Source organism: Alkalibacterium sp. MB6 (assembly GCF_009935905.1).
In the GTDB taxonomy this organism is placed as follows: Bacteria; Bacillota; Bacilli; order Lactobacillales; family Carnobacteriaceae_A; genus Alkalibacterium.
Genome location: NZ_PREX01000006.1, coordinates 54,116 through 78,024 on the forward strand (window position 1 = coordinate 54,116; position 23,909 = coordinate 78,024).

Below are 23,909 nucleotides of genomic sequence, written 5' to 3' on the forward strand. Positions count from 1 at the left end.
ATGAACAAAATTAAACAGTTGAGAATGGATATGAGTAGAGGACTTTTTTTTAAAAGCCAATAGTGGTATGATAGAACAGTATGAAAAAATCCAGAAGTGTATCAATTAAAAATCAAGCAGATGGCATGATTTAAGAAGACTAGATAAATAAAAGAATGAAACAATAGAGGAGATTTGTATCCATGGCTCACTTACTAAAAAGGATATTTGAAAATGATAAAAAGGCCTTGCGTCAGTACGGCAAAATCGCTGACCAAATTGAAGCGTTATCTGATGATATGGCGGCTTTATCAGACGAAGCGTTAATTGCTAAAACAGAAGAATTTAAAAAGCGTTATGAAGCAGGAGAAACCTTGGATGATTTACTTGTTGAAGCATTCGCTGCTATTAGAGAAGCGGCTAAACGCGTTCTTGGTTTATTCCCATTCCGTGTTCAATTAATGGGTGGCATTGCGCTACATGAAGGTAACATCTCTGAAATGAGAACCGGTGAAGGTAAAACGTTAACAGCAACACTGCCTGTTTATTTAAATGCGATTGCTGGAAAAGGCGTACACGTCGTAACAGTCAATGATTACTTGGCTACTCGTGACGCAGAAGAGATGGGTGAGTTATATAGATGGATGGGCTTATCGGTTGGACTTAACCTCAATTCAAAAACGTCAACTGAAAAACGCGATGCTTACAACTGCGATATAACCTATTCAACTAATAATGAGCTCGGTTTTGACTATTTAAGAGACAATATGGTGGTTTACAAAGAACAAATGGTTCAGCGTCCACTCAACTTTGCTATTCTAGATGAAGTTGACTCAATTTTAATTGACGAAGCGAGAACACCTTTAATTATTTCAGGTCAAGCGAACCGTTCGACTTCGTTTTATACCCGCTGTGACTTCTTTATTAAAGGCTTAAAAGAAGATGTTGATTACACAATTGATTTACAGTCTAAGTCTGTTTCTTTAACTGAAGAGGGTATCGAAAGAGCAGAAAAAACCTTCCATGTTAATAATCTATATGACATTGAGAACCAAGCGCTCGTGCATCACTTGGACCAATCCTTACGAGCCAATTACATCATGATCTTAGATGTGGATTACGTTGTAGATGACGGTGCTGTTAAAATTGTTGACCAGTTTACTGGGCGTATCATGGAAGGCCGTCGTTACTCTGATGGCTTACATCAAGCGATTGAAGCAAAAGAAAATGTTGAGATTCAAAAAGAATCCAAAACAATGGCTACTATTACCTTCCAAAACTACTTCCGTATGTACCAAAAGTTATCTGGGATGACTGGTACAGCTAAAACAGAGGAAGAAGAGTTTAGAGAAATTTATAACATGAACGTTATCGCTATCCCTACTAACCGTCCGCTTATTCGTGACGACCGTGACGATTTGCTTTACCCAACATTGGAGAGCAAATTCAATGCAGTTGTAGAAGACATTAGAGAACGCCATGAAAAAGGCCAGCCTATTCTTGTCGGTACAGTGGCAGTTGAGACTTCTGAATTGATTAGTAGTCTATTGAAAAAAGCAGGCATTCCTCATGAGGTATTGAATGCCAAAAACCACTTCCGTGAGGCGGAAATTGTTGTAAACGCAGGGCAAATGGGTGCAGTAACTATTGCGACCAACATGGCCGGACGTGGTACAGATATTAAATTGGGACCTGGTGTAAAAGAGCTAGGCGGCCTGGCTGTTATTGGTACAGAACGTCATGAGTCAAGACGTATCGATAATCAGTTAAGAGGACGTTCTGGTCGTCAAGGAGACCCTGGGGTTTCTCAATTTTACCTGTCTCTTGAAGATGATTTGATGAAACGATTTGGATCTGACCGTATCCGCATGGTTCTAGAGCAGTTGAAAATTGCAGAAGACGATGCTGTTATTCAAAGTAAAATGATTAGTCGTCAAGTTGAGTCTGCTCAAAAACGAGTAGAAGGAAATAACTACGATACTAGACGTAACGTATTAAAATATGACGATGTCATGAGAGAGCAAAGAGAAGTCATTTATTCTCAGCGCCAAGAAGTGATTATGGAAGAAGAATCTTTAAGTTACGTAACTATCCCGATGATTAGAAAAACGATTGAACGACATGTCCAACTTTATACTCAAAGTGAAGACAAGTCTAATTGGAAATTAGATCGTATCGTTGACTTTGCTCACACGACTTTAGTAGCACCTGAGCAACTGACTTTAGAAGATATCCAAGGGAAATCCGCTAAAGAAATTGAGAACCTATTGGTTGATTTAGCACGTTCAACTTATGAAGAAAAGACAGCTCAACTTAACGGAAAAGAGCAAGTTCTTGAATTTGAAAAAGTGGTTATCTTGCGTGTAGTCGATAGAAAATGGACAGATCATATTGATCAAATGGATCAACTAAGACAAGGGATTGGCCTGCGTTCTTATGGTCAGTTCAATCCACTAACCGAATACCAGCAAGAAGGATTCACTTTGTTTGAGGAAATGATTGGTGAGATGGAGCATGACATTACGAGACTGCTGATGAAATCTCAAATTAGACAGAACCTACAAAGAGAACAAGCAGCTCCAAGTGGGGGAAGAAAACCGGTTCGTCGACCAGATAAACCAACCTTCTCACATGATGACGAAACACACACGCGTATGGGTTAATTAAAGAAATAAAAGAAGCGAGGAGCGGATAATTTTATCTGTTCCTTTTCTCTTTTACTACTCTAGGAGGATAAATATGGAAATCAGTGAAATAACGAATAAATTGAGTCAATTGAAACAAAAAGTCGAAGATTATAGGGGGTCTCTTTGACTTAGAGGCCTTGGAAGCAGACATTGCGGAGTTTGATCATAAGATGGCAAACCCTACTTTTTGGGATAATCAAGAAGAAGCTCAAAAGGTCATCAAAGAATCCAATGATATTAAAAGCACCTATCAGTCATTCAAGTTTCTTGAAAACACTGTAGAAGAGATTGAATTACTACTTGAAATGTACAAAGATGACGAAGATGAAGACATAAAAAAAGAGATGGAAACGACTTTAACGGAACTAGAAACAGCCAGTGACCAGTTTGAGTTGGACATGCTTTTAAGTGATCCGTATGACAAAAACAATGCGATTATTGAACTTCATCCTGGAGCAGGAGGTACTGAATCCCAAGATTGGGGAGACATGCTTTATCGCATGTATACGAGGTGGATTGATAAAAGAGGCTTTTCTTACGAAGTGCTAGATTATCAAAGCGGCGATGAAGCCGGAATAAAAAGTGTCACCTTACTTGTCAAAGGTACAAATGCGTACGGCTTATTGAAAGCTGAAAAAGGGGTCCATCGATTGGTACGTATTTCACCTTTTGACTCCAGTGGTAGACGACATACATCCTTTGTATCCATTGATGTGACTCCAGAGATGACTGACGCTATTAATATTGAGATTAACCCTGATGAGATTAGAGTCGATACCTACCGTGCCAGTGGAGCGGGAGGTCAGCATGTCAACAAAACAGACTCAGCTGTCCGTATTACTCACAAAGAAACAGGATTGGTCGCTTCCAGTCAAGCTGGCCGTTCTCAACTGGCGAACAAGGAAACCGCAATGAATACATTAAAAGCTAAACTGTATCAAAAGCAACAAGAAGAAAAAGAAAGAGAGATGGCGGAAATCAGAGGAGAACAGAAAGAAATCGGATGGGGTTCTCAAATTCGATCTTACGTTTTCCACCCCTATTCCATGGTTAAAGATCACCGGACCAACATGGAGACAGGCAATACTGACGCTGTTATGGATGGCGATTTAGACCCATTCATTGAATCCTATCTTCGCTCCACGATGACGCAAGGAAAGTAAAGAAATAGGTAAAGGCCGGACTCACTGAGTATAGTGTGAGTCCGGCCTTTGTGAGTGGTGCTTTCTAATCACTACTAAATCATATTGTCATAAATTGGACATAATATATGAAGGATATAACTCCTCGTTTGTAATGTTAAACAGTGGGCATCTTTATCAATATTATCAGAAAATATTAAGGTGATGTGGAAGGTTTACGCCTGGAAAAACGTGTTTTGTAGACAATTGTGGGAATTATTGGATATAAAAACAAAAAACAGTTTGTTTAATATTTCCGAATAAGACAATCGTGTTTCGTTGAAACAATTTTGTAATTGTTTTAAAACAGACATTTTAAAGTCGAATGATATACTAAACAAGGTTAAAGAAAAAGCCAAACACTCATACCAGACTCTTATAGAAAAATTATAATAGAATAGATAGGTGATTAATTAAATGATAGTAATGTCTAATGTCTACAAAAAATATCCTAATGGTATAACAGCTATAAATGGATTAGACGTTAAAATTGACCAAGGTGAATTTGTATACGTGGTTGGTCCAAGTGGAGCAGGTAAATCAACATTCATAAAAATGATATACCGTGAAGAAATGCCCACTAAAGGAACAGTAAAAGTTGGTGAATTTGATCTCGCAAATATGAAATTGAGTAAAATTCCTTTCTTAAGAAGACACGTAGGTGTGGTTTTCCAGGATTTCAAATTGCTTCCGAAAATGACAGTTTATGAAAACATTGCTTATGCGATGCAAGTAGTAGGCAAAAACCCGAAACAAATTCAAAAGAGAGTATTAGAAGTATTAGATTTAGTAGGTTTAAAACATAAAGTCAAAATGTTCCCTAATGAATTATCAGGTGGAGAACAACAAAGGGTAGCTATTGCTAGAGCTATTGCCAATATGCCTCGCGTATTAATAGCAGATGAGCCAACGGGTAACTTAGACCCAGAAACAGCTTGGGGTATTATGGACCTTCTGGAAGAAATTAATAATCAAGGCACGACAATTATTATGGCAACTCACAATAGTGATATCGTTAATAGTGTAAGACATCGCGTACTTGCTGTAGAAAATGGACGTATTGCCCGAGACCAAGAACAGGGGGAATACGGCTATGAACATTAAGACAATGTGGAGACATATCAAAGAATCATTCAAAAGTATTAAACGTAATGGTTGGATGAGCATTGCAGCCGTCAGTGCTGTAGCTGTAACGTTACTACTGGTAGGTAGCTTTATTGCCATCCTAATGAATGCTAATAAACTAGCAACAGATATAGAAGAAGATGTGAGTGTTCGAGTTTATATCGATTTGGCAGCTGAAGAAGAAGACCGGATTCAACTTGAAGAAGATTTAGCAGCTTTAGACGAAGTAGAATCAATCGGATTTTCCAGCAGAGCCGAAGAGCTGGATAACGTTATCGGTAGTTACGGAGACGAATTTGGTTTATTCGAAGGGGACGATAATCCGCTTTATGATGTCTTTGTTTTAAATACAACATCACCCGAATTAACCGCTGATGTTGCAAATCAAGCTGAAGACATGAATTATGTAGCTGGAGTTAACTATGGTGGAGCTACAGCTGACCGACTGTTCTATATTATGGACACAGTCAGAAATGTGGGAGCTATTATCATTATAGCTTTGATATTTACGGCAGTATTCTTGATAGCTAATACGATACGAATAACGATCTTTTCGCGAAGTACTGAAATTGAAATCATGAAATTGGTTGGAGCAACCAACTGGTTTATAAGATGGCCATTTTTAATCGAAGGAGCTTTAATTGGGTTTATCGGAGCATTAATACCGGTTGGTATTATCTCTTATGTTTACCTTAGAGGCTTCGATACGATCATGAGATATTTGTCAGGCACATACTTTGCATTATTGCCACCTCAACCATTCTTATATTATATAATAGCACTGTTATTAGGTATTGGAGTCGTTATTGGTAGCTTAGGGTCATCATTGTCAATCAGAAGATTCTTGAAAGTATAAACACTTAAAAGTAAAAATTAAATAGAAGGGTTCGCCCTTCTTTACATAGTAAACACTAGACAATTAGAGAAGAACGCAAATAGACATTCGAGGGAAGAGGAAATCAGACGTGGAAACTAAAAAGGCAGTTCTAAAAGTAATTTTAACAGCAATGATTGGAGTAACTAGTTTAGGGGGACTTCCTGTAATAGGCGAAGCCACACCTTCTAACTCCGGGAGTTATACTGAATGAATGAACTCTTTAGAGGCTAAAGAAGTGGAAGCGGAAGAACAATTGCAAGAGATTGTCCTCTCCATTGAAAAAACTGAAACAGAAGCAACCGATATTGTATCTGAGATTGACGAGACAGCAAAAGAGCTAGAGCTAATTAAGAAAGAAATTGAAGAGTTAAATAGTACAATCTCGCAAAGAGAAGAACAACTAAAGACACAAGTCAGAGCAGTTCAAGTAACAAGACAATCTGGCGAGATGCTACGCTTCTTAATGGAAGCTGATAATTTGTCAGATGTTTTAGGTAGACTTGACGTTGTTAGCACTTTGTTTTCTGCCAACCAAGGCCTAATGGAAAAGCAAGTAGCAGACAAAGAAATGGTTGAAGCAAAAGAACGTGAGACGATTGGAAAACAAGAAGAGCAAACATTAATGGCTGCCAAGCTTGAAAATAAAAAGGTGTTATTAGAAGAACAAAAAGCTGAACAAGAAATGTTAGTGGCAGCTATTGCAGCGGACAAAACTGATTTGGCAGAAGAAAGAGAAGCCTTTTTAACTCAACAAAGAGAAAGTGAACTACGTCTCAACACCATTCAAACAGCTCGCCGTGCAGCAGAAGAAGCAACGATTATTTCTGTATCAAGTGACTCATCTAACGATGAAACAAGTACTGAAGAAGTAAGTACGTCTTCTAGCAAGACCGTTGAAGAAGTACCGACACCAGCAGCATCTGGTTCGATCATCGGTAATGCTCAAAGTTTGATTGGAGTGAAATACGTCTATGGTGGTTCGACTCCAGCGGGCTTTGACTGTTCAGGTTTCACAGCGTATGCGTTCCAACGTGCTGGCATATCCTTGCCTCGTAGTGCTGCCGCTCAATACGGTGCAAGCAAACGTATTTCTCAATCTGAAGTAAAACCTGGAGATTTGATTTTCTTCAGCCAATCAGGATCGATTGATCACGTAGGTATTTATTTAGGTGGTGGTCGTTTCATCGGTTCTCAAACCTCTACTGGTGTTGCAGTGGCATCATTTACCTCTGGATACTGGTCAAGATATGTTGCAGGTTTTGGACGTCCGTAATCTAATACATTCATTCCTTTAAAAAATGGAAACTATCAGAACATGATGGTTTCCATTTTTTGATTGTAAAACATAGTAGCTAGATACAAAAATGAAGGGATTTCAAGTGTTATAATGGGCTAGACAAACGAAGTCGATTGAGGAAAGAGTAAACGAAAATAGGAGAGGTTTGAATAGTCATCTTTAAGTCAGTCACTATAGCCAATTAGCTAAGAAAGATACACGAACCCTTTTACATTTCTTAGGAATAAAACCCATCTATGGAGAAATATATGATAAAATGAGAGAAACATAAGTAGTGAAGGGATGACGTCGATGACTGTATTACAAAATAGTTTGCTCGCACTTTTGCTCTTTTTTATCCAGCCAACTTTTTTAGCCGGTTTGGCTTTAACTTTTTTATCGAAAAGCCGACGCTATAGATATACAAGAAAGCAACTCAGAGCAGCTATATATAAAGAGAACTTTGAAATGAAACGCTTCTTACTTTGGGGACTAATCCCAGGACTTATATTATCTGTTTTGTCTGTCTTGATAGGGTTGCCTGTGACTTTAGACTGGATTATTTTATATAATATTATAAGCATTTTATTCTTAGGATTTGGTTACCGCTTTATTCATCCTATTTTTACATTTAGTGCCTCTGCTATTCTATTAATGCTGTACCAGTTGTTTTTATCACAAGATTCCTTATTTTTACCCATTACAACCCTTTGGGAAAGCCCCTTTTTAGAGGGCTCACCAGAAACTGCTTTTGAAGGCGGTCAGGTTATTTTGATTTTAACTCTACTCTTGTTAGTGAGTTCTATTTTGACCATGCATATTGGAAAGTTAACTCAGTTCATACCTAATTTTCTTAAAACAAAACGTGGGAAGCTAGTCGCTAGATACCGAATGAACCCTTTGTGGATGGTTCCTTTGCTGGTCATCGTTCCTGGGGACACGTTCACACAGCTATTTAGTTGGTGGCCGGTCTTTTCTATTGGGAATCAAACATTCTCTTTTCTAATATTACCAGTGCTAGTAGGGTTCCGGTATACTGTACAGGCTCAAATGCCAACTCAAGCTAAGCAGGCACTATTAAAAGACTTCGTTGCCTTAAGTGTAGTAGGAATTATCATCTTTGCTCTTTCATTTTGGGTCATTGAACTGGCGGCAGTCGGTTTATTGGTACTGTTCCTTGGAGGAGGATACGTTTTATATAGACACCGTTTGAGAGAACGAACATGGACCTTCCGTTTCGGTCCGGAACAAGAAGGACTTAAAGTTGTTGCGGTTAGACCGGGTAGTCCAGCTGATAAAATGAACATTGAAATTGGGGATACGTTACTAGAATGTAATCAAGTCAAATTGAACGACTCAGAAGACTTTGTCGAATCCTTATTCAATAATCGTGCCTATTGCAAACTTAAAATCAAGCGTGTTGATGGGGAGCTGGTTATGACTGAAACGGCTATATATGAAGACGATCCACACGATCTGGGTCTTATGACACTAGAACATATTACCTTAACAAATGGCTATTGATCATAGTGTAGGAAATAAACGAACAGCCACTACTCTCTGAGTGACTGTTCGTTTTTTATTTAAAATTGACTTAAGAGGATGGTCATCGGCAGTTTGTAAGTTGGACAAAAGTCATTATTTTCTGTATCATATGAACAAATGTACATATAAAGGAATGATAGGAATGAGCACAATGAATGGAGATGCGATTGAACGGGCCTCTGATCTGTTTAAAGCATTGAGTGAACCTAATCGATTAACTATTATATACTTGTTGTCACTGGGAGAGCTTAGCGTTGGGGCATTAACTTTAAAGATGGAGAAGACACAATCTGCAGTCTCTCATCAACTGAAAATTTTAAAAGCTGCACGGCTAGTGAAGTCTCGCAAGGAAGGAAAGAGTCGAATGTATTCTTTAACCGATGAACATGTGTATCAAATAGTCAATCAGGTCTTAACGCATGTACAAGAAAAGGAGGACGAATATGGAACAGTATAGAATCCAGGGTATTCATTGCAAGGACTGTGCTGAGAAACTGGAAGAAAAATTGAATCAATCTCAGACTGAACCTGTAATCAGTATTGATTATTCAAGTCAAAGAATGACCATCCAAACTAGTGAAGTGAATCGATACGCTATTGATAAAATACTTGAATTTGAAAAAGTGACTAAACGTCAGGTTGAAAAAGAGACAGAAGAACGTGCTGAACATCATCATAATCATCACAGTCACCACCATGGGGTATCTCAACCTGGTAACGGTGACGCGACAAGAAATATTACTATTGTTTTTATTTTAAATATAGTTTTTTCTCTATTGGAATTCATCTTTGGCTTCTTATTTAATAGTATGGCGATACTAACTGATGCCGTGCACGATTTGGGAGATGCAATATCTATTGGTATGGCAGGGTATTTCCAAAGACTATCGACGAAAGAAGCCAATGAACGCTATGGTTTTGGTCATCAACGCTTCTCCCTACTAGGTGCTGTATTTACGGCACTTGTATTACTTGTCGGTTCTGTATTGGTCTTATACCACTCGATTCCAAGGCTTTTTAACGCCGAAGCGGTTAACTACCAAGGGATGTTTTGGCTGTCTATTGTAGCTATTATTGCGAATGGATACTCTGCGTGGCTACTAAGTAGAGGATCGTCTCATAATGAGTCGGTTTTGAATCTGCACATGATGGAAGATTTGCTGGGTTGGATCGGCGTCTTAGTGGTTAGTATTATCTTACATTTTACAGATTGGTATGTTTTAGATCCGCTACTATCAATAGCTATTGCTTTGTTTATTCTTTATAAGACATGGCCGATTTTCAAAGAAACCGTTGAAATATTTTTAGAAGCCACTCCTAAACACCTATCTAAAAGTGATATTGAAGAATCAATATTAAAACTAGATGATGTGAGTAATATTTCTCATCTTCATATCTGGTCAATTGATGGAGTGGAGCATGCGATGACGGTGACGATTAGTACAACTGAATCAAGTATTGACCGTCATAATCACATCAAAGAACAGATACATGAATTGGTATCTCATCACAATATCACTCACAAGACTATTGAAATTGTATATGACCCCGATGACATATTAGCCGTATCATTAAAAAAGAGGAATGACTAGATTAGTATTTGATAAAGAAAGGTCTTAGTGGTAGGATAAGACAAATTTATTTTGTACACATTAAAAAGGAGGACATGGTTATGGGAATGCACGAGTACATTAAAAGTTTAAGTGATTTGGAGAAAATCTACAGATGTCCAGGAAAGTTTAAGTTCGAAGAGCATTCAGTAGCAGCTCACTCATTCAAAGTGACCAAAATTGCTCAGTTTTTAGGGACTGTTGAAGAACACAAAGGAAATGAAGTGGACTGGAAGTCGCTATACGAGAAAGCCTTAAATCATGATTATTCGGAAATATTTATTGGGGATATTAAGACCCCTGTTAAATATGCTGATCCGGATTTGAGAGAACGATTAGCTAATGTTGAAGAGTCGATGACAAAACACTTCATTGAAGAAGAGATTCCAGAAGAGTTTCAAGCAATTTATCATAACCGACTGAAAGAAGGGAAAGACGAGACTCTTGAAGGAAAGATTTTATCAGTAGCTGATAAAGTTGACCTCTTGTATGAATCCTTTGGTGAGATTCAAAAAGGGAATCCTGAGAATCTATTTACGCAGATATACCAGGAATCCTTGGACACTATTTTAGAATTTAAAGAACTCGCCAGCGTTAACTACTTCTTGAAAGAGATATTACCTGATTTATTGAGTGGAGAATTTACTAATCAATCTGAGTTGGAAACTATTTCTCAAAACATATTGACAAGACATAACATAGAACAAACATTCGCCTTGGGAGAATAAATCTGTTATAATATAGTATGGATAAAGGAGAAAGGAGAAAGGATGCAGCAGTTTAATGCGTATTCCTTTCTCTTTTGTGCCTATCGAACCTTCATAAGTGCAATAAAAAAGAGAAGACTTTACAATAAGAATAGTAAGTTTAGAACAGGACTCATATTAGAAATAAGACTGATTATATTAGATAAAAAGGTAGGATAAAAGAATGGCAAATGACAAAATAGAAGTAAGAGGAGCCAGATCGCATAACCTGAAAAACATTGATGTGACTATACCCAGAGATAAATTAGTTGTGATGACTGGTTTGTCTGGATCTGGTAAAAGTTCACTGGCATTTGATACATTGTACGCCGAGGGACAAAGACGTTACGTTGAATCGCTATCAGCCTATGCCAGACAGTTTTTAGGACAAATGGATAAACCGGACGTAGACAGCATTGAAGGTCTGAGTCCGGCAATTTCGATTGACCAAAAAACGACCAGTAATAACCCTCGTTCGACTGTGGGTACGGTAACAGAAATAAATGATTATATGCGCTTAATGTACGCTCGAATCGGTAAACCTATTTGTCCAAATGATGGGACTGAAATTTCCAGTCAGTCAGTGGATCAAATGGCTGATAGGATAGAGTCTTACCCTGAACGAACTCGCTTACAAATTTTAGCGCCCATTATAAAAGAAAAAAAAGGACAGCATAAGTCGGTTTTAGAGAAAATTAAAACGCAAGGTTATGTTCGTGTTCGCGTCGATGGTGAGATGAAAGATATCGGAGAAGAGATTGAGTTGGATAAAAACAAAGCTCATTCTATTGAAGTAGTCATTGACCGAATTGTTGTTAAAGAGGGCATAAGGTCTCGCCTATTTGACTCCCTAGAAGCTGCATTAGAATTAGGTGAAGGGTACGTTCTTGTAGATATCATCGGTGAGGAAGAGATTTTGTTTAGTGAACATTATGCTTGTCCTGTATGTGGCTTTACACTCCCGCCATTGGAACCACGTTTGTTTTCTTTCAACGCTCCATTCGGCGCCTGCGGAGAGTGTGGCGGTTTAGGAACGAAATTGGAAGTCGATATTGATTTGGTTATTCCAGAGCCACACTTATCGTTGGAAGAAGGAGCAGTTGTACCTTGGAAACCAATCAGTTCAGATTACTACCCACAAATGCTTGCTCAGGCGTGTAGTGAATTTGGCATAGATATGACTGTCCCATTTGAAAAACTACCCAAAAAGCATAGAGATATTGTGCTCTATGGTTATAAAAAGAAAAAATTCCACTTCCACTACAAGAACGATTATGGAAGTGTACGAGACACGAAGATTCCGTTTGAGGGTGTTATTCCTAATATCCATAGACGTTACCATGAAACGAGTAGCGACTATACTCGACGTGTAATGGAAGAGTATATGACAGAATTAGACTGTCCTGTTTGCCACGGCAAACGTTTGAACGAACAAGCGCTAGCTGTAAAAGTCCAAGGAATAGATATAGGAGACGTCAGTAGTTTTTCAGTTGGTCAAGCTAATGAATTCATTGCAGAATTGGATTTATCAAGTAACGATACAATGATTGCTGCCCCTATTCAAAAGGAAATTAAGGATCGTTTGTCCTTTTTAAAAAATGTTGGGTTAGATTATTTAACGCTGAATCGTAAAGCAGGAACCTTGTCAGGTGGAGAAGCTCAACGAATTAGGCTGGCTACGCAAATAGGATCAAATTTATCAGGGGTGCTGTACATCCTGGATGAACCGTCTATCGGCTTGCATCAAAGAGATAATAACCGATTAATTGATTCATTGATGAAAATGAGAGATTTAGGTAACACCTTAATCGTCGTTGAGCATGACGAAGATACCATGCGAGCAGCGGATTATATTATCGATATTGGGCCAGGGGCTGGGGAAAATGGCGGTCAAGTGGTTGCGTTAGGTACACCGGAAGAAATAGAAAATAACCCTAATTCAATTACTGGTGCTTATATGTCTGGTAAAAAAAGCATTCCTATTCCAAAAGAGAGAAGACAGGAAGATTTAGGAAAAATCGTTGTCAAAGGGGCACAAGAGAACAACTTAAAAAATATAGATGTTGAATTTCCTTTAGGTCGTTTTATTGCAGTAACAGGCGTTTCTGGCTCTGGAAAGAGTTCGTTGGTCAATGACATTTTGAAAAAAGCCTTAGCAAGAGAAGTTGGCCGCTCGAAAGTAAAACCAGGGAAACATAAATCGGTGACTGGCTACGAGCAACTGGAAAAAGTCATCGATATTGACCAAAGTCCGATAGGGCGCACACCTAGAAGTAACCCAGCAACTTATACAAGTGTATTTGATGACGTTCGTGACTTATACGCTAAAACAAATCAAGCAAAAACAAGAGGCTATAAAAAAGGGCGATTCAGTTTCAATGTTAAAGGTGGCCGTTGTGAGGCTTGTCGTGGAGACGGTATTTTGAAAATCGAAATGCACTTCTTACCTGATGTCTACGTTCCTTGTGAAGTCTGTAAAGGGACACGTTATAATTCAGAAACCTTAGAAGTGAAATATAAAAATAAAAGCATCGCTGATGTGTTAGCCATGACGATTGAAGAAGGCGTTGAGTTTTTCGAAAACATTCCTAAAATTGAGCGTAAGCTTCAAACGATTATAGATGTTGGATTAGGCTACATGACCCTTGGACAGCCGGCAACGACCTTGTCCGGTGGAGAAGCCCAACGGATGAAGCTGGCCAGTGAATTACACAAACGTCAAAATGGTCATAATTTCTATATTTTGGACGAACCGACTACAGGTTTGCATGCGGATGATATTTCACGGTTGCTTCAAGTGCTAAACAGGTTAGTTGAAGCGGGTAATACGGTATTGGTTATTGAGCACAATCTGGATGTCATTAAAGTGGCTGACCACATTATTGACTTAGGACCTGAAGGGGGAAGTGGCGGAGGAACATTAATTACCACTGGCACTCCTGAAGAAGTAGCAGAGTGTGAAGAAAGTTTTACCGGTCAATACTTGAAAAAAGTAATGGAGAGCCAATTAAGTAAAGAAGCAAAGACTAACTAACACATTGTGAAGGTTTTTCCTTACAGGGGGAATTAATCCTAAAAATATCAGTCGTAGGACCTATGACAAACTATTCTATCTGTTGCATAATATGATTATAGACAGAAAGAATGAGTGAGCTGTCGATAACTTAGTGATTAATGATTATACAGACACCTGTAAGGAGGGCTTATCAATGAACGAGAGAGAACGTATTATAGATTTAATGAAAAAAGGTATTTTATCTACCGAAGAAGGACTGGATTTGCTCGAAGGATTAGCCAAAAAAGAGGATGACAAACAAGAGTATCAAGAGTTTGCATCTCAAGATGGAGAACCAAAAGAGGTTAACGACGCATCAGTAGATCAACCAACTGAAGAAGCTCAAGATTCGAAAGAGCAGCAAGAAGCTGAAGAAGAATTAGAACAATTGGTAGAAGAGATTAATCGCTACTCGGTTAATTTGGATCAATTAAATAAAGAAATTGACACGGTCAAATCGACTTTATCTGAAAAAGAAAATGAACTAAAAACGATTTCGGATAAAGGAAAAGAAGGATTCAAAGAAGAAAAACAAGTACTGTTGGATCGAATTAAAGGAATCCAAAAAGAGTTGGAAATGATTAGACAACTGGATGAAGTGGATACTGCAGATGAAATGGATCAGTTAAAAGAAGATATTCAAGAGCTATCTTCTGAGTTGGATGATATTGAACAACGAGAAGAAGAGTTTTCAGATGAAGAAACTATAGGATTACAAGAAGAAATAAATGAACTAAAAGAACGCTTGGATGAATTGAACGCTGATAAACAAGAGCAGATCAAAAACTTGAATCGTACGAAGATGAAGCAATGGACAGTGAAAGCTAAAAAAGCGACTGCTAGCTTCCAAATTCCTCAAGACTGGAAAAAAGAAGTAAGTGACGAATTGGCGAATGCCCGTAAGGAAATCGAATCGGCAAGTAAAGACTGGTCGGGTTCCTTTAAAAAAGGCATGAAACAAGTTCAAGAAAGTGAAACCACTCAATCGGTGCGTTCATCACTTGAAAGTGTTTTGGGACATCTGGATTGGAAATCAATTAACCTTAAACTTCCTACACTTGCTGCTAAAGAATACAAAAGAGAATGGACATTTGAAAAGAGTACAGCTACCATCTTGGATATTAAACTAGCCAACGGGAAACTGACAATTATTCCAAGTGATAATGAGACAATCAAATTATCTGCTAAAGGGAAATTATATGGTAAAATAGAAGAGAGTTCTCCAGATGAATTCTTTGAATCTCGTAGTACAGTAACAGTAGATGAGGACAAAGTAACCATTCATATTCCTAACAAACGTATTTCTGCCGATTTAGAACTAGCCTTGCCTAAACGGACATATGATTATGTATCCATAGTCATGCTAAATGGTAAGTTAGTGACTAATGAGTTATATGCGAAAGATGTCTTTGCAAAGTCAACCAATGGCTCGTTAACGTTCGAGGGATTGCACGCTACGATGCTTGAAGCAAAAGGCTCTAATGGTGGCATCGATATTGTGGATAGTGAATTGAAAGATCTGCTTGCAGGTTCTGTTAATGGTTCAATTAGCTTTAAAGGGTCAGTTGAAAGTGCTGACGTGAGCACAACCAATGGGGAAATCAAATTAACATTTATGAATGAGAACCTCATTAGAGTAGGGGCTACAACAGTTAACGGCAATGTGAAGATGGCTATTCCGGAATCAGTTGCTTTAGAAGGCAAAGTGAAGACATCATTTGGCAAAGTTAAAAGCCGATTAAATAACACTGAACCAAATGAAAAACACGAACAGACAACATTGATCAAACGAATCAATGGCCAAACACCATTAGATTTTAAAGCATCAACGACAACTGGAAACATTTTATTGAAAGATACGGATAACTAACAAGTGAAACGAAAAGAGGGATGAACATGAGACGATTATCAAAATCTAAGCACAATGCAGTGATATTCGGTGTGCTAGGTGGACTTGGCGAGTACTTTAATATCGATCCTGTCTTGTTGAGAGTTATAGTAGTAGTCGCAACGTTTGTAGGCGTAGGCTTAACAGTGCCGATTTATCTACTATTGGCCCTTGTCATGCCAGATGGGGAAAGCTCGAATAACAAACCGACGAATCGACCACATCGACCTTCTTCTTTCGGTAACTTTTCAGAAAAACCTGAACGAAAAGAAGCCCAGAAAGTTGATGAGGAAGATTGGAGTGACTTTTAAGAGATGAAATGGTGGCAAAAGATTTTAGCTAATACACTGATTTTCTTGGCTTTAGCCGGTTTCTTTAATGGGTTTAACATCTCAAGCTGGCAATCAGCCTTAATCGCTGCAGCAGTCTTTTCCTTACTAAATTTAATTGTCAAACCGATACTGGTTATCCTGTCATTTCCGATAACCATTCTGACCTTGGGATTATTTTATTTCATCATTAATGGTCTCATGTTGTGGTTAACATCGACCTTAGTCAGCGGCTTTTACTTTTCATCATTTGGTATGGCCTTGCTAATCGCTTTGATTGTATCAGCTTTAAATACGTTTTTCGAAAATTCTTAATAGTAAAGAATTGTCACAGTCTATAATGACCCTGCCCGAAAACTAGACACTAAAAAAGAGTGTTATAGTTTTCGGGTTTTTTATTATTATTACCCTCATATGGGTATTAAGGAAGGGTTAGTGAATCTACACGGATTTATTCTATAAAGCCATTACAAATTGTGGTATGATGAAACTAGTTTTAATTAAGTTAAGAAGGAGATATTCCATGACAGTTTCAGTAAAAATACACGAACTAGTTGATGCAATGGATGATATTACTGTCGTTGTTGGAGAAGAGTATCTGGATAGAGAAATCACAATCAGTGACTTGTCCAGACCAGCTTTAGAACTGACAGGCTATTTCAGTTTTTATCCTCAAGATAGAGTCCAATTATTAGGTAAAACTGAAATCTCATTTGCAGATAGAATGACTAGCGATGAACGTTATATTGTAATGAAACGGATGTGCCAGGCTGACACACCCGCTTTCTTAATATCCAGAAACCAAGAACCACCTAAAGAATTGATTAAAGCGGCTAAAGAAAAAGGTATCCCTGTCCTGTTGTCACCTCGTTCGACAACAAGGCTATCGTCTAACGTCACCAACTACTTGGAAGAAAAACTAGCTGAGCGTATATCTCAGCATGGTGTACTTGTCGATATATATGGTATGGGTGTGTTAATTATCGGTGATTCCGGAATAGGAAAATCTGAGACTGCTTTAGAATTGATTCAACGTGGACACCGCTTAGTAGCGGATGACCGAGTTGAGTTATACATGATGGATGAGAGTCGACTCATTGGAGAACCACCCGAAATTTTAAGACATTTAATTGAAATCCGAGGCATCGGCGTTATTGACGTTGTGAATTTGTTTGGAGTCGGATCAATTCGGTCGAAAAAAACCGTTGATTTAGTTATCAACTTAGAACATTGGGATCGAAATAAACAGTATGATCGCCTGGGACATAACTTAGATAAAATGCGTATATTTAACGTGGATCTTCCAAAGCTATCTATTCCCGTTAAAGTTGGGCGGAACTTATCCATTATCATCGAAATTGCCACTATGAATATCCGTGCAAAAGAAATGGGTTATGATGCAACTCAAACATTTGAAACGAACTTAAATAAGCTAATTAAGAAAAACTCTATTGATGATAATAAAGGGGGGGCGCTTGTATGAGTTTAACGTTAGGTCTGATTGACCCTGTTGCTATCAGGCTTGGGCCGATTACAGTCGCTTGGTATGGATTGATTATAGTTATAGGCATGTTCCTAGCTGTTTGGTTAAGTATGAGAGAAGCTAATAAACGTGGAATTGGGGAAGATTTTATTGTTGATTTGGCTTTTTGGATTATCCCTGCAGGTATTTTAGGTGCCAGATTGTATTATGTATTATTTGAGCTGCCGTCTTATCTGTCCAACCCTTTAAGCATTTTCTTTTTCTGGGAAGGTGGTTTGGCTATTTTTGGAGGCTTGATCGGTGGAGGACTCGTGCTTTTCTGGTATGCAAATAAAAAAAACGTGCCAGACTGGTTGGTATTAGACATATTGGCTCCCCACGTCATGTTAGCACAGGCAATCGGTCGATGGGGTAACTTTATAAATCAAGAAGCGCACGGTGGGCCAGTATCCAGAGAATTTCTTGAACGTTTAAGGCTACCGAACGTTATTGTCGAACAAATGAATATACGTGGAACCTACTATCATCCAACTTTTTTATATGAATCGCTTTGGAATCTCATAGGATTTACTATTTTGATGGTTCTAAGAGCCAAGACAAAGCTTTTCAGAAGAGGAGAAGTCTTCTTATCTTATCTGGCATGGTACGGACTGGGGCGTTTATTCATTGAAGGAATGAGAACAGACAGTTTGTATTTAGGGCCTTTTCGAGTGTCGCAACTGTTATCAGTCATTTTATTAGTCGGAAGTATTGGATTGATTATTTATAGAAGACACTATGTGTATCCAACACCTCCTTACTATACAGACGGTACAGCACCAGAAAAGGAATTTGAAGCTAAACGAAAAAAATATGAATCAAAACAGAAAAACAATAGATAATGTTGAAAAGGAGAGACTGCCGTGGAAAGCAATATTGCTGTGTTAGGGGCTGGCTCCTGGGGAAGTGCGTTGGCAAATGTACTTTTCGAAAATGGACACCAAGTAACCTTATGGACCAGAGATGAGAAGCAGTGTGAAGAAATAAATACGGACCACACGAATCAACACTATTTACCTGGCTTTACATTTCCAAAAAAATTAAAGGCCACGACAGATTTATCCGAAGCCGTTAGGGAAGTAAACGTTGTTTTATTCGTCATACCTACTAAAGGCATCAGGCAGTTGAGTAAACAAGTAAATGAGTTGTTGGATAGAAAAGTAACGGTCATTCATGCGTCCAAAGGCTTGGAAGAAACGTCCTATAAGAGACTGTCGGAAGTCATCAGTGAAGAGATGTCGAATGAGGTAGTGAAAGGTATCGTTGCCTTATCTGGACCAAGTCACGCAGAAGAAGTGATTGCTAAAGATTTAACGACGATAACAGCAGCTTCAACCAATTTAGAAGCCGCTGCACTTGTTCAATCTCTTTTTATAAATGATTACTTTAGAGTGTATACGAATACCGATATCATTGGTGTCGAGATTGGTGCTGCTTTGAAAAACATTATTGCCTTAGGTGCGGGAGTCATTGCTGGACTGGGATATGGCGATAATGCGAAAGCAGGCTTGGTTACTAGAGGTTTAGCCGAAATTAGTCGTTTGGGTATAGAACTGGGAGCTGAACCATTGACTTTCATGGGTTTAAGTGGAGTTGGCGATCTCATTGTTACCTGTACTAGCCCGCATTCAAGAAACTGGCGAGCAGGATACCTAATCGGTCAAGGAAAACCTGTCGATACTGTACTAAGTGATATGGGAATGGTTGTTGAAGGTATTTTTACAACAAAAGCGGCTTACGAATTAGCTCGTACACATGCCATTGATATGCCTATAACTGAAGCTGTTTATAGAGTTGTTTATGAAAAAGCAGATGTCGAATATGTTGTACTCAACTTAATGCAACGTGAAGGGAAGGCTGAATAGCGCTTCTCATTATTTAAAGTCAAAGGAGATATAGACATGCAAAAAGTAAGGAAAGCGATTATTCCAGCAGCAGGTTACGGTACTCGTTTTTTGCCTGCCACAAAAGCGATGCCTAAAGAAATGATACCTATTGTAGATAAACCCACCATTCAGTTTATTGTTGAAGAGGCTCTCGCTTCTGGTATTGAAGATATTTTAATTATTACTGGTAAATTAAAGCGACCAATTGAGGATCACTTCGATTCCAATCCTGAACTTGAAGAAAACTTGAAAGCAAAAGGCAAGCATGAGTTACTTAAATTAGTAGAAGAAACAACGGGTCTAAACTTGTATTTTGTTAGACAACCTTACCCACTAGGCCTTGGTGATGCAGTTTTACAAGCTAAAGCCTTTGTAGGAAACGAGCCATTTGTCGTCATGCTTGGAGACGATGTCATGGCTGATGAAGTGCCTCTAACTAAGCAATTGATTGAAGGCTATGAAAAAACGAGTGCTTCAAATATTGCCGTGATGAGAGTGCCGCATGAAGAAACATCAAACTACGGAATTATTGATCCGGAGGCAGAGGCAGAAGATGGGTTATACAATGTACGAAAATTCGTAGAAAAACCAAAACCTGAAGATGCACCAAGTGACTTGGCGATTATCGGTCGTTATCTCTTAACACCAGAAATATTTGGTATACTAGAAACGCTTGAACCAGGGGTTGGTGGAGAAATTCAATTGACTGACGCGATTGATCAATTGAATAAAACACAACGGGTATTCGCTAAAGAATTTAAAGGTGAGCGGTATGATGTTGGAGACAAGTTTGGATTTTTGAAAACAACCATTCAATATGGCTTGCAACACCCTGAAGTAAAAGATGGGTTAAGAGATTATATTTTATCATTGGCTAAGGAATTAGAGAGTGGACCATTCCATAATAAAATGAGTGCACAAAGCAATGAAAAAAAAGAAGATAAGCCAGCAGAAGCTAAAGTAGATAAGCCAAAAAAAGAAAAATAGTATGATAGTGAAAAGCTCCTTTTGTTACAAACAGGAAAGTGAGTACTGTTTGTGACAGAGGGGCTTTTGCTCTTGACTATTATCCATAATTTGGTAAACTAGTAGAGTGGCATAACACTTACAAAAAGTAAGTTGATAGCTAATGTAACTAGAATTGATTCAAGTGCAACAACTATGCAAGGAGGACACTCAGTGGAAATAGTAAATGAACTATACGATGTGGTAGTCATAGGTGCGGGTCCAGGTGGATTAACCGCTGCATTATATGCATCGCGATCTAATTTAAAAACATTGGTTCTAGAAAAAGGTATTCCTGGTGGACAATTAAATAATACAGCCGAAATTGAAAACTACTCAGGATTTGACAGCATAACGGGACCTGACTTATCCATGAAAATGTACGAAGGCGCTAAACGATTTGGAGCCGAGCATGTATATGGAGATGTCCAGGAAATAGTGGACAAAGGTACGTATAAAGAAATTATAACTTCTAGTAAGACCTATCAGGCCAAATCAGTCATTATCGGTACGGGTGCTGAGCATAAGAAATTAGGAGTTAAAGGAGAAGCGGAATACAACGGGCGCGGTGTATCTTATTGTGCAGTATGTGATGGCGCATTTTTCCGAAATAAACATGTTGTGGTTATTGGAGGCGGAGATTCAGCTGTTGAAGAAGGTACCTATTTAACTCAGTTTGCTGACAAAGTAACCATTATTCACCGCAGAGACGAGTTGCGTGCTCAACAAATTCTTCAAGATAGAGCGTTTAAAAATGAAAAAGTTGATTTCATTTGGAATGCTGTTGTAGAAGAAATTATTGGGGAAGCGACCGTAACTGGTGTACAAATTAAAGATGTTAAAACAGGTGACGTGTCTACTGTGGAAGCCGATGGCGCCTTTATTTATATCGGGTTATTACCAAACTCAGATCAATTCCGTTCTTTAGGCATCACAGATGAAGAAGGTTGGATAGTAACAGATGAGCATAAAATGACGTCTGTCCCTGGTATCTTTGCGATAGGGGATGTAACGAATACCGTATTGAGACAAGTGGCAACTGCTGTCGGAGACGGATCCATTGCAGGAAATGCTGCCTATCAGTATGTGGAAGAGTTAGAAGAACAAACACAAAAACAAAACGTTTAAAGTCACCTTTTGTTGAAGCAACCCAAATGTTGAACCAGCGATTACAGTCCCTGGTTATCAAGTCTTGGGTTGTTTTTTTTCGGTTAATAATCGTACTCCTTTTCAGAACAAATGAAAGCCTTTTAGCGAAGACGTTAGATATGTATACGTAGACCATGCAAGATAAATATAAAAGTGATACAATGATACTATAATTAAGTGAGACAATATTAAGAAATGAGGGAACAGTATGGATTGGACAGACAGTTATCATACGTGGCTGAATAATGAATTCTTAGATGAAACATTAAGAGAGGAATTAAATGTAAATAGAGAAAATAAAACGTTGCTTGAGGATGCATTTTACACATCCTTAGAGTTTGGAACGGCCGGTATGAGAGGTATTATTGGAGCGGGAACGAACCGAATGAATAAGTATACCGTTCGACAAGCGACTGAAGGATTGGCTTTATTTATTGAAAACCAAGGTGAAGGGGCTAAAGAACGCGGTGTTGCGATTGCTTACGATTCTAGGCATATGTCAAAAGAGTTTGCTATAGAGTCGGCTAAAAAACTTGCTGCTCACGGAATTCCTGCTTATGTATTCGAGGAACTGCGCCCAACTCCGGAGCTCTCTTTTGCTGTCAGACACTTGAAAGCCGCAGCTGGAATTATGATTACTGCCAGCCACAATCCAGCAGAATATAATGGATACAAAGTTTACGGTGAAGATGGCGGACAACTGCCACCTAAAGAAGCTGATGAGTTAACATCTTATGTAAGAAGCGTATCCGATATACTATCGATTGAGGCATTATCAGAAGAGGAAGCGCTGGAAAAAGGTTTATTAACGATGATTGGAAAAGAAGTTGACCGGGCTTATTTAGATGCAATGAGAACGGTTACGATTGATCCCGACTTAATTAACAGACAAGCCCGTGATATCAAAATTATTTTCACGCCTCTTCACGGAACAGGAAAGATGCTCGGAGAAAGAGCACTCAAGCAAGCAGGCTTCAAAAATGTCTCTTTAGTCAAAGAACAAGCTGAACCAGATCCAAACTTTTCGACGGTAAAATCACCCAACCCTGAAGATCCGGAAGCTTTCGCCCTAGCTATTGAGCAAGGTAAAGCAGAGGATGCAGATATATTGATAGCTACTGATCCAGATGCAGATAGATTGGGTATAGCTGTCAAAACATACAAGGACCACTATGAAGTTTTATCTGGTAATCAAATCGCAAGTTTAATGATTAACTATATATTAAAGGCACATGCTAAAAAAGAAACGTTACCACTGAATAGTGTGATCATTAAGTCGATTGTATCAAGTGAATTGCCGACAGCCATTGCAGATAAATTTGGTGTGGAAAGTGTCGACGTCTTGACCGGATTTAAGTTTATTGCAGAAAAAATTAAAGAATACGAGCAGACTCATTCTCATACGTTTATGTTTGGATTTGAAGAGAGCTATGGGTATTTAGTTCAACCCTTTGTAAGGGATAAAGATGCGATACAAGCCCTCATTATGGTTGCTGAAATGGCGGCACATTACAATGAAGAAGGCTTCAGTTTATTCGATGCCTTGCACCAGCTCTATCATGAGTATGGTCACTTTAAAGAAAAAACCATATCAGTTACATTAAGTGGAATTGAAGGATCAAAGAAAATTAAAGCATTGATGAGTCAATTAAGAGAGGATACACCTTCAGATTTCGGAAATATAAAAATTAAGTCAATCGAAGACTTTAAGGAACAAAAACGTATAGTTGATGGTGAAGAAGAAGCTATTGATATGCCTAAAGCTGATGTGCTTAAATACACGCTGGCAGATGGTAGTTGGATTGCTGTTAGACCATCTGGTACGGAGCCTAAGATTAAGTTTTATATTGCCGCATTTGACGAATCAGGTGTAGTTGTAGAAGAAAAAATGACTGCATTTGAAAAAGACATTAATACAATCTTAGAAAACTAATCAACACAAAAATAAGCTTCTTGTAGGGGATACCTCTATGAGAAGCTTATTTTATTGTCAGTTATAGTCAAGTTATGAATAAGTAACGACGATTTACTAGTTCCCTATACATGACA

The 23,909-nt window shown here is 38.5% G+C and carries 19 protein-coding genes; all 19 read left to right on the forward strand.

Annotated features, from left to right (window positions below):
* Positions 1–182: 182 nt before the first annotated feature.
* The 19 genes from secA (at position 183) to C3945_RS03895 (ending at position 23,793) form a co-directional block, all read left to right on the forward strand.
* Positions 183–2,642 carry a preprotein translocase subunit SecA gene (secA, locus tag C3945_RS03805; protein WP_161878362.1) on the forward strand — a complete coding sequence of 820 codons (2,460 nt, stop codon included), beginning with the start codon at positions 183–185 and terminating at the stop codon, positions 2,640–2,642.
* Positions 2,643–2,718: 76 nt separating this feature from the next.
* A protein-coding gene (gene prfB, locus C3945_RS03810; RefSeq protein ID WP_161878363.1) for a peptide chain release factor 2 occupies positions 2,719–3,829 on the forward strand; the annotation gives its coding sequence in 2 pieces (ribosomal slippage) (positions 2,719–2,775 and positions 2,777–3,829; 1,110 coding nt in all).
* 435 nt (positions 3,830–4,264) lie between these two features.
* Complete coding sequence (gene ftsE, locus C3945_RS03815) at positions 4,265–4,951, forward strand: cell division ATP-binding protein FtsE (protein ID WP_161878364.1); 687 nt, start codon at positions 4,265–4,267, stop codon at positions 4,949–4,951.
* The gene (ftsX, locus tag C3945_RS03820) at positions 4,941–5,828 is read left to right on the forward strand and encodes a permease-like cell division protein FtsX (protein ID WP_161878365.1); all 888 of its coding nucleotides are present in this window, start codon (positions 4,941–4,943) and stop codon (positions 5,826–5,828) included. Before ftsE ends, ftsX begins: the two co-directional genes overlap by 11 nt.
* A gap of 232 nt (positions 5,829–6,060) precedes the next feature.
* Complete coding sequence (locus C3945_RS03825) at positions 6,061–7,122, forward strand: C40 family peptidase (protein WP_161878366.1); 1,062 nt, start codon at positions 6,061–6,063, stop codon at positions 7,120–7,122.
* A 315-nt stretch (positions 7,123–7,437) separates the two neighbouring features.
* Entirely contained in the window at positions 7,438–8,649 is a 1,212-nt protein-coding gene (locus C3945_RS03830) for a PDZ domain-containing protein (protein ID WP_161878367.1), read from the forward strand.
* A gap of 163 nt (positions 8,650–8,812) precedes the next feature.
* Positions 8,813–9,127 carry an ArsR/SmtB family transcription factor gene (locus tag C3945_RS03835; RefSeq protein ID WP_237585463.1) on the forward strand — a complete coding sequence of 105 codons (315 nt, stop codon included), beginning with the start codon at positions 8,813–8,815 and terminating at the stop codon, positions 9,125–9,127.
* Positions 9,114–10,262, forward strand: coding sequence for a cation diffusion facilitator family transporter (locus C3945_RS03840; RefSeq protein WP_237585464.1), 1,149 nt, complete (start codon positions 9,114–9,116; stop codon positions 10,260–10,262). The genes C3945_RS03835 and C3945_RS03840 overlap by 14 nt, the downstream gene beginning before the upstream one ends.
* Before the next feature lie 80 nt (positions 10,263–10,342).
* Positions 10,343–11,008, forward strand: a complete 666-nt coding sequence (locus C3945_RS03845; protein WP_161878368.1) for a YfbR-like 5'-deoxynucleotidase — start codon at positions 10,343–10,345, stop codon at positions 11,006–11,008.
* Positions 11,009–11,210: 202 nt separating this feature from the next.
* Positions 11,211–14,060: an excinuclease ABC subunit UvrA gene (uvrA, locus tag C3945_RS03850; RefSeq protein ID WP_161878369.1), complete on the forward strand. Its 2,850-nt coding sequence runs from the start codon at positions 11,211–11,213 to the stop codon at positions 14,058–14,060.
* 175 nt (positions 14,061–14,235) lie between these two features.
* A complete protein-coding gene (gene liaX, locus C3945_RS03855; protein WP_161878370.1) occupies positions 14,236–15,951 on the forward strand; it encodes a daptomycin-sensing surface protein LiaX in 1,716 nt (571 codons plus the stop codon).
* Positions 15,952–15,977: 26 nt separating this feature from the next.
* Positions 15,978–16,280, forward strand: a complete 303-nt coding sequence (locus C3945_RS03860) for a PspC domain-containing protein (RefSeq protein WP_161878371.1) — start codon at positions 15,978–15,980, stop codon at positions 16,278–16,280.
* A gap of 3 nt (positions 16,281–16,283) precedes the next feature.
* On the forward strand, positions 16,284–16,613 hold the full coding sequence (locus C3945_RS03865; protein WP_161878372.1) for a phage holin family protein: 330 nt from the start codon (positions 16,284–16,286) through the stop codon (positions 16,611–16,613).
* Between the two features lie 208 nt (positions 16,614–16,821).
* The gene (gene hprK / locus C3945_RS03870) at positions 16,822–17,781 is read left to right on the forward strand and encodes an HPr(Ser) kinase/phosphatase (protein ID WP_161878373.1); all 960 of its coding nucleotides are present in this window, start codon (positions 16,822–16,824) and stop codon (positions 17,779–17,781) included.
* Positions 17,778–18,662 (forward strand): prolipoprotein diacylglyceryl transferase, encoded by an 885-nt coding sequence (gene lgt / locus C3945_RS03875; protein ID WP_161878374.1) that lies wholly within the window; start codon positions 17,778–17,780, stop codon positions 18,660–18,662. The genes hprK and lgt overlap by 4 nt, the downstream gene beginning before the upstream one ends.
* Positions 18,663–18,683: 21 nt before the next feature.
* On the forward strand, positions 18,684–19,685 hold the full coding sequence (locus C3945_RS03880; protein ID WP_161878375.1) for an NAD(P)H-dependent glycerol-3-phosphate dehydrogenase: 1,002 nt from the start codon (positions 18,684–18,686) through the stop codon (positions 19,683–19,685).
* Positions 19,686–19,721: 36 nt separating this feature from the next.
* Positions 19,722–20,693, forward strand: coding sequence for a UTP--glucose-1-phosphate uridylyltransferase GalU (galU, locus tag C3945_RS03885; protein WP_161878376.1), 972 nt, complete (start codon positions 19,722–19,724; stop codon positions 20,691–20,693).
* Between the two features lie 192 nt (positions 20,694–20,885).
* Positions 20,886–21,839 carry a thioredoxin-disulfide reductase gene (gene trxB / locus C3945_RS03890; protein WP_202623285.1) on the forward strand — a complete coding sequence of 318 codons (954 nt, stop codon included), beginning with the start codon at positions 20,886–20,888 and terminating at the stop codon, positions 21,837–21,839.
* Positions 21,840–22,068: 229 nt separating this feature from the next.
* Complete coding sequence (locus C3945_RS03895; RefSeq protein WP_161878378.1) at positions 22,069–23,793, forward strand: phospho-sugar mutase; 1,725 nt, start codon at positions 22,069–22,071, stop codon at positions 23,791–23,793.
* Positions 23,794–23,909: the final 116 nt, after the last annotated feature.